The organism is Neobacillus mesonae (assembly GCF_023715155.1).
Lineage (GTDB): Bacteria > Bacillota > Bacilli > Bacillales > Cytobacillaceae > Neobacillus > Neobacillus mesonae_A.
Genome location: NZ_JAMBNQ010000073.1, coordinates 1 through 8,099, shown reverse-complemented (window position 1 = coordinate 8,099; position 8,099 = coordinate 1). Strand labels below are relative to the sequence as shown.

General features: G+C 37.8%; 6 protein-coding genes. 4 read left to right on the top strand and 2 right to left on the bottom strand.

What is annotated here, in order from left to right; all coding sequences use genetic code 11:
• Positions 1-746: 746 nt before the first annotated feature.
• Together M3183_RS26285 and shc are read right to left on the bottom strand one after the other, a co-directional pair.
• A complete protein-coding gene (locus M3183_RS26285) occupies positions 747-1,298 on the bottom strand; it encodes an HXXEE domain-containing protein (RefSeq protein WP_251474935.1) in 552 nt (183 codons plus the stop codon).
• A 102-nt stretch (positions 1,299-1,400) separates the two neighbouring features.
• Positions 1,401-3,305, bottom strand: a complete 1,905-nt coding sequence (gene shc, locus M3183_RS26280; protein WP_251474932.1) for a squalene--hopene cyclase — start codon at positions 3,303-3,305, stop codon at positions 1,401-1,403.
• 126 nt (positions 3,306-3,431) lie between these two features.
• Here shc and M3183_RS26275 point away from each other — a divergent pair, with 126 nt between their 5' ends.
• The 4 genes from M3183_RS26275 (at position 3,432) to M3183_RS26260 (ending at position 7,541) form a co-directional block, all read left to right on the top strand.
• Positions 3,432-4,562 (top strand): DUF2515 family protein, encoded by a 1,131-nt coding sequence (locus M3183_RS26275; RefSeq protein WP_251474921.1) that lies wholly within the window; start codon positions 3,432-3,434, stop codon positions 4,560-4,562.
• A 409-nt stretch (positions 4,563-4,971) separates the two neighbouring features.
• Entirely contained in the window at positions 4,972-6,159 is a 1,188-nt protein-coding gene (locus tag M3183_RS26270) for an ATP-binding protein (protein WP_251474919.1), read from the top strand.
• A 191-nt stretch (positions 6,160-6,350) separates the two neighbouring features.
• Positions 6,351-6,704, top strand: coding sequence for a nucleotide excision repair endonuclease (locus M3183_RS26265; RefSeq protein ID WP_251474937.1), 354 nt, complete (start codon positions 6,351-6,353; stop codon positions 6,702-6,704).
• A gap of 357 nt (positions 6,705-7,061) precedes the next feature.
• Positions 7,062-7,541: a DinB family protein gene (locus M3183_RS26260; protein WP_251474916.1), complete on the top strand. Its 480-nt coding sequence runs from the start codon at positions 7,062-7,064 to the stop codon at positions 7,539-7,541.
• Positions 7,542-8,099 lie beyond the last annotated feature (558 nt).

The following is an 8,099-nucleotide window of genomic DNA, read 5'->3' as shown; positions in this document are numbered from 1 at the left end:
GGGAAAACTTCCGCTTATTTTTTACTTCCAAGGGGGCTATCCTGTAATCCAGCTTTCTCGCAGAGTCCGCTAATAGAACAAACCACCGCTTTTCTTGGCATAACAACATAGTTTACGAAAACAGCCTTTCCTAAATAAAACTTAAAAAGCTAAGTTAATAATAGTCTTCTTTATATTAATTACCGATTCTATCCTGACGTTTTTTTCGACAACATAGGTAACTGTCTTTTTGATTTTAATCATTATAGGGAAATGGAATTAAAATATACAATATTTCTAAACTTTTTAGGAGAAGAACTGAATTCCATAAATTTATAATCAAACACCTCATTTAGATACATCACGGTGAACCGTACCATAAGTAAATGAGGTTTTTGAAAAAATATTTAATGATAAAGAGTGTGGGACACTATAAAATACGGATTAACAGAACAGGTTGGAGGATCAAGTTAAACACCCAATCAAATAAATTGATATACGGAGAAATTTCTCTTAATTAATATTCGTGGGAAAATTATTTAACTGAGGGAGTAAATAGCACTGAAAATAGCCCAAATAGACGGAGAAATTCCGCCTATTGGCTCGAAAAACCTGAAAGTGTGGGATTTTGATTGTATAACCGGAAAATCTCCGCTTACTACCGCTAGTTATTCAATTAAGAACAAGACCTCTTTTTTAAAAGGGTTCAGTTTTATCTTAAAAGTTTTTGAGAGGATCAAGAGAACTTATAAAAAGGTCTGGCTCATTTATCGAATAAAATATCGGCCTAGAAGATTGCCAACTAGATTAATCGGGATCAAGATCAGACTAACCGGGAGACTAGTAAAGATCAAAGGCCAGTCCATCTGTCCATATTCAGCTAAAAAATAATATGTAAGGAGGCAGTAAGGGATCAGGAGGAACAGAGACGTTAGGATACCAGGCGTGTAGCCCCTAAACATGATGGTTTGAACAATATGTATGAATGCCTGCAATACAAATAAATTAAGAATGGCCGTAAATAAAAGAAAGTTTCCTCCATTAGATGAAAAACGGGCAGTCATCAATGCAATGAATGAGGTAATTAGTAAAATCCATGTTGCCGAAACAGCAAGCTGGGCAGCGGTTGAACCTAGTTTCTCCCTCATTCTTAATGTTAGTTTGACGAAGTTTGTTTTCGGGTAATTGCCTTTATGTGCAGTCATGGAAGATTCGATGGTTATGATTTCTTCTAAGTCATGGAAAATAAAAATGATGGGAAGCAGCCAAATTAATGTTTTTAGATCCAAAAATTGGTTAATGTTAATTATTCCTAGCATCTTTTGACTGCCTCCTTTTGGTTCACTTTCCCGAAGACCTGCAGTTGATTGATTTTATGGGACAAGATATAAAAGTATTCCAAAAATTACTCAAGAGAATTCTTAAATTAAATCCATTTGTGACACATCCGTTAGGAGCTGCCCGCCAGCTAATTTTTGAAAATGAGCAAGAGAAATCAATGGAAAAACATATTCATAGCAATGATAATCGATATAAAAGGACCCTGCCATTCCTCTTCCTTTTGGGTAGCTCTTCGTCCAATCCTTTTCTTTTTGTTCCACTAAAAAAGCTGCACCGCTTTCAATTTCAGGTGTTACGCTAGTTGCGGCTGAGATGAGTGTGTCAAGAGCCCAAGCAGTATGAGTACGGGTACTTTCGCCCAGTGGCATATAACAATTTTTGATATCACTTTTGCAGGATTCGCCCCACCCACCATCAGAATTTTGAATTTTACGCAACCATGCTAGAGCCTTTTGAATAGCTGGATGATTCGCAGGAACCCCAACCGCAATCAATCCTGTTACAGCTGCCCATGTGCCATAAATATACACTCCCCATCGCCCCACCCAGGAACCATCTGATTTTTGCTGCCGCAACAGCCAACGAATCCCGCGTTTCACCATGGGATGGTGATGATCCAAATGGGTATAGTTTCCAAAGAACTCTAAAGTCCTTCCCGTTAAATCAACCGTTGACGGATCAATCAATAAATCTTTTCCCCCCTCTATCGGTAACAAGTTCAACACTTTTTTATTTACATTCTTTTCGAATGCCGCCCAACCGCCGTCATTGTTTTGCATGGAAATGAGCCAGTTTACTCCGCGGTCCCAAGCTTGCCGGCATTCCACTTGCTTTATGGCCAAAGTACGTATCGCCCTCAGTGCAGCTGTTGTGTCGTCAATATCAGGGTGGATCGTGTTCATGTCCGCAAACCCCCAGCCTCCCGGCAATAGGTTCGGTTCATGAATGACCCAATCTCCGTATTTGAGATGCTGACGGGAGAGAATATATTGATTTGCTTTTTGAATCGTGCTGAATGAATAGGGAACCCCTGCTTCTTGCAGAGCATAATTGATTAAAGTCGTATTCCAGACTGAAGCGGTCGTATACTGGCTGTGAAGTTTTCCATCAATCCGGCAGGCCATCGCTTTTAAACCTTGCACGGCACGAGTAATCACTGGATGTGTATTCGAATACCCCCTTGCCAGTAAGGCATAAATCATAAGAGTAGTTGAGCTGAAATAATTAAGAAAGGTACCGTCCGGTTCAATCCGGTCCAGCATATATTTTTCTGCCCGGTATAATGTCAATTCGCGAAGGTTTCCATGGTATTTCAGAGCCTTAATCCCCTGTTTAATTAATTTGATCACGGAGCGGACCTCTTCTTCTTGATCCTCTGTAAAAAAATGAACTTCTCTTTTTTGAAACAAATCAGAAAGATCGGGCGATCTTGACGTTCTCCTGCGGAATTGGGTATTGGCGAGTATTAAAAAAGGGATTAGGTTGGCTCTTCCGTAAACGGAGAGGTCAAAGAGATTGATTGGAAAGGAGTCTGGTAAAAGCATTACTTCTATATTAATGGGGAAGTGCGGCCATGGACATTGTCCTGTTAGGGCTAACAAGATTTTCAAAAACATATGGACTTCCGCGGCCCCTCCACCCTCTATAATAAACCTTCTTGCTGCTTGGATTTCCGGGTCTTTTGGATCTCGATAACCAGAATACAAAAGAGCATAATACGCTTCCACAGTGGAGGTTAGGTTCCCTTTTTCCTCATCATGAAATAGCTTCCAGGACCCATCTTTCTGCTGTTTTCCGGCAATACGTTTCACTAGTTCTTTTATGAACTCTTCATCATTTATCTCCAATGTCCTCAGTAAGATAATCATACTGCAGTCCGATGCGGTCCCTGTCTCAAAAGGATAATGCCAGGCCCCGTCCTCTGATTGCTCTTGGACGAACTGCTTGGCGATTCTGTTAATTTCCTTATATACCCGATGCTTCATATTACCTATCCTCTCCAGAATAATCATCTTTTTTAGAATTCATATTCCTTGAGCAGAATGAATATGCTCCTTTGATGGGGAGGATTGAAACAGTCAAAATGAACTCGGAAAAGGAATGATGCCGTTTTGCTGGACTCTTTAACAGACGTAAAAAAAGAATTGAAAAAAAAGTTGAAGAAAAAGAAATCTGTCTGCCTTCTGCCTTCGTTATCTGAAAATGATAAACAATATATTCACCTTATAAGAGAAGGGACGAGACAACTTAACCAAAACAATGTAACACGGACGCAAGCTTATTTTCAGTTTTACCTGCAGCATCCTGAAATACATTGGGCTCTTCTTGGACATATGGTATCGCGAAACGTTGGGTGGAACATGACGGATTTAAAAGGGGAATTGCTGACAAAACTTCTGCCTGAAAGAGATCAGAAAGCTTTTTTTTCCTTTTTGGAACAGGGCAGCTGGTTGATTTTTCAAGATGTGTATCCTCAATTTTGGGTTTATGATCTGAGTGTGAGAGGGAGCCAAGAAATGTTCCACCTTTTACCTTTCTTTTACACTTCTACCTTCATGGAGACGATGTGGCGTTATTTTTGGCGCAGCGGGGATAGCTATTCGTTGGCAATCGCAATGGTGATAAATGAACAAAGCTATTTGGAAAAAAGATTGATTCAAAATAATCATTTCAAAAAAAACGTAACCGGCACACTCAGTTTCAAGATGTATGAATTTTTGCAGCTAAATAACATTCTTTTTCCCTACTATGCAGGGGGGGAAATGGAGAAACCCTCACTTGTCGGCACCACCTCACATCAATTCACTTCGCTCCACGAAAGAATTTTAGTCGGAAAAAATTTATATTCTTTGCTTTTTCAGCGTGAAGAGATTCTGGCGGGGGCTGTGAAATGGGCACATGAATGCCCTCACACTGGATCACGGAAAGATTACTGGCCTGATTTGTTTAATGATGTAAATGAATCTTTTCCTCGCTCCCTTTATAAACCACGGGTCAAGAATTGCTTGTTGAGAAAGGGCGCAAATCGTCTGTACAGTCCGCCATTAAAATACGCCTGGCCGGATGCCGCCCATGAAGAAACGACAAGCGAAGATTGGTTTGAGGATTGTCATGTTTTGGATTATATTAAGAAAGAAGTCAGTTTCAATGGAGAAATCTTAAACAATTATTGCAAAACCCTTGAAAAGATTGAACTTGCGGTTATGGCGAAGGAAGCCCTTTTGTTACGAGAAGAAGAATAATCATTAATAAGAGATGGCCTTGTGATTGTTCAAATGATGGCAGTGTAATGTGGAATCATTTATATATATAATGTCAAAAAATTCAACCATAAACATTTAATGGAAACGATTTATCGCGTTTTTGGCAGTTGAGGATAATAGGTGGAAATTTGATATATAGTGCTTCACAAAGAATAAACCTGTTTTGATCAAGCTTTTTTCAAAAACAGGTTTATTTTTATATCGGTTTTTTCCACTCATCTGCCAGTTTTTGATTATTGGTCTATTCATAAAGTTAAAGTTAGATAACCCCTCAATATTATTCGAGGAGGATTTTTTCTTATATGAGGTAAACTTTAACTAATGTGTTAGAGTAGAAATTTGTGTATAATTATTTTGATTGCCATGGGAGATGAAATGGAGAGAACTTATGTTTTTTCGTTTAATGTATCATATTGTCTTGCCTGTTTATGTAGTATTTGTCATTTTCGCCTCAATTTCATTAGAGAAAACTCAAAATGCTTTTTTTATGATTGTATTTGGTCTTCTTTTTATAGCCAGTATCTTTTTGGAAAGAATTTATGCCCGCTTATTTTTGTTTATCGCAGCAAGTGAAATTATTTCATTACTATTGTTTCATTTCACCAGCCAGCTGAATTGGTGTTACTCTATTTATATCATTTTACTTAGTAAATTTTTATTTCAAGTCAGGGGAGCCGTCAAGGGGATTTTTCTTGGTTTTGGTTTCATGGTTTTTTACACCTTTATTCGAGCTACGTATTCCCCTGTAAATTCCTATAGCATATTTGGGGTTGGATCGGACTTTTTAACTTCAATTGCTGTAGTACTGATCATTCAGTACATTATTGAAATGGAAACGAAAAAAAATACTCTTATTGAAGAGAAGAAACGTGAAGAATTACGGCACAAAGAGGAAAAAGTAGAGCTAATAGCAGAAATGGCTGCTGGACTTGCACATGAAATTAGAAACCCGTTGACAATCATTCAAGGGTTTCTGCAGCATTCAAAAGAGAATAATTATAATATACAGCCTTGGCATGATTTAATCTTTGGTGAAGTAAACAGGATGAATAAATTAACGGTTGAATTCCTACAATTTTCAAAACCAGATGTTTCTCAATACCAAGCTTATTCCATCCATGAGTGTTTAAAGAGAGTCATTTCCTTAACCAAATCTAATGCCTGCTGTTTAGGACATCAAATTGTATACACGGAGTATAATCCTGATCTTTTGGTGAAAATGGACTTCAATAAAATGGTACAGGTATTTGTAAATTTAATTAACAATGCGGTTCAGTCTATGGTTGAAAGTGGACGTATTACGATTCGATTGTTCAAAGAGGGGGACTTAGCAGTTTGTGAGGTTCATGATACAGGTGTAGGTATAGAAGATACAGACCTGAAAAAAATCTTTAATCCCTTCTTTACAACGAAAGCTGAAGGAACGGGTCTGGGGCTGCCCATATGTCAGAAAATTATTCAGGACCATTGGGGAACTATTGAGGTGAGTAGTACTCCGGAATATGGGTCTACTTTTACTATTTGTCTTCCTTTAGAAACTGGTGCTAGTCACGCTCCGGATTTTGCCAAGGATTAGCATATATTTAGTTTATAGACCCTAATTGTCACTATTTTTATGGAAATAGTTTTCCCTTTTACTATTATTAAACCCTTCTACGGGCCTATAAAAAAACGAAAACTTCACTTAGATGCATTACGGTGAACCTTACCATAAGAGGCAGTTGTTCCTTTTGCCTTTAACCAATACCAAAGGAGAAGTGAATGAAAATGATAAACATAACCATTCCAAAACCAAGTGTTACAATTACCAAACAGAAGAACCCTGAATTAAGTAATATTTATGGATTTACAGAGTTCCATCTTATCCCTAGAGATAAGGGCGGCATTTTTATGTTCTATAATAATAACCAAGAGCTATTATTTGTCGGTAAGGCAAGGAAATTGCGGCAAAGGATTAAAAAGCATTTTGCAGATACTGTTTCCCCAATAAAAATGCATAGAGATGAAGTTGCTAAAATTGATGTTTGTGTGATTGAAGACCCTGTACATAGAGAAATTTATGAAACGTATATTATTAATGCACTCAAATCGAAATACAACGTAGACAAGGTCTTTTTTTGATGAACCAAGTTTAGTAAACCAGCTAGCATAGAGGCAGCCTTTATGGTGTCCTTTCCTATTAAAAAAACTGCCTCTATTCATGGTGGCGTTGAACCGTACCATAAATAAAAAAGTATAGGCTAAACAAGATTTCCTTTCTATAAACTTGTTTAGCCTTCTTTTTTATTTAAGGCTGTGTTAAAGGATATTGTTGATTTAATAGTCCTGTTAATTGGAGCGGAAGGCAAGAAGTGAACTGTATATAATAATGGAGTATCTTTGGTAATGGGTGAAAAAGAAGTTTGAGGATATTGAAAGGATACGTTAAATGGGAAAACAGCACCCACAGAGGGCGAATTCACAAAGAGGTGGAATATTATGACGAACGAAATGGTGATGAGACAAGTGGAAGTAGTACGGGCCATTACTATCCAAAAGGTGGAATCTATTACGGAAGATGTGGCTGATATTATGCCTAAGGGATTTAACAATACAATCCGATGGAACGTTGGTCATATTTTAATTGTTCAGGATCAGCTTGCTTCAAACTTTGCAGGATTACCGCAGCAACTTTCTCCTGAATTTGTCACCTTATTTGGCAACCGGACGAAACCAAGCGAATGGCAGGTAGAACCTCCAACATTGCAAACCTTATCCAATGAATTAAAAAGGCAAACTGCTTATATCAAGGAGTCTCTCGGCAGCCGCCTGCAGGAAAAGGCAATAAAACCCTTTGTACGGCTTGGTTTTAAGATGGAAACAATCGGAGAAATTCTCACGTTTAGTTTACACCATGAAGGAATGCATACGGGAGTTATTTATGCCATTCAACGGGCAATAGAAGGTTCCAACAATTAAACAGGCATTGCAGAGGATGGCATGACATTCACTTGTCTTGTTTTGATCCTGAATGAATCCAACTTAAGTGAAGTGTGGTCAAAGAGCGGGCGGCTCTATGGATTTACTATTCTGTTATAAGCTGAATCACCCACAATAAATACTTTTCCGCTTGCACCCGTAAGACGAGAAATTTATGGCTGTACCTAACCGTAAGGAGCACAGACAGTATAGGGATTCTATCATGGTGTAAATTAACAAGTTTGACTATCTACTAAATAAGTACAGTGATTCTGTAAAAGTTGACCTGTATTTTTAAATGATCTTTTAATAAGGCTCTTTTCTAAAAGATTGTTGCTTTTTGCTCCCTTTTTAAGATTTGTTCAAAAAATAGAGGTAGAAATTCCCCTTATTTAGGAAATTGGATGTTAATTAGCTGAAATAGAGGTAGAAATTTCCCTTATTTGATTTTAAACTGCTAAAATCGGGTGCTTTTCATTGAATAACGGAAAAAACTCCGCTTATTTTTTACTATTTAAGCTCCCTCAGTTAGATACGATTTTCTCTCGAATACTCACT

What these genes read in the sequence shown, in the direction of transcription:
- M3183_RS26285 (WP_251474935.1), bottom strand. Translation starts at nt 1,298, where the DNA reads ATGCTAGGAATAATTAACATTAACCAATTTTTGGATCTAAAAACATTA.
- shc (WP_251474932.1), bottom strand. Translation starts at nt 3,305, where the DNA reads ATGAAGCATCGGGTATATAAGGAAATTAACAGAATCGCCAAGCAGTTC.
- M3183_RS26270 (WP_251474919.1), top strand. Translation starts at nt 4,972, where the DNA reads ATGTTTTTTCGTTTAATGTATCATATTGTCTTGCCTGTTTATGTAGTA.
- M3183_RS26265 (WP_251474937.1), top strand. Translation starts at nt 6,351, where the DNA reads ATGATAAACATAACCATTCCAAAACCAAGTGTTACAATTACCAAACAG.
- M3183_RS26260 (WP_251474916.1), top strand. Translation starts at nt 7,062, where the DNA reads ATGACGAACGAAATGGTGATGAGACAAGTGGAAGTAGTACGGGCCATT.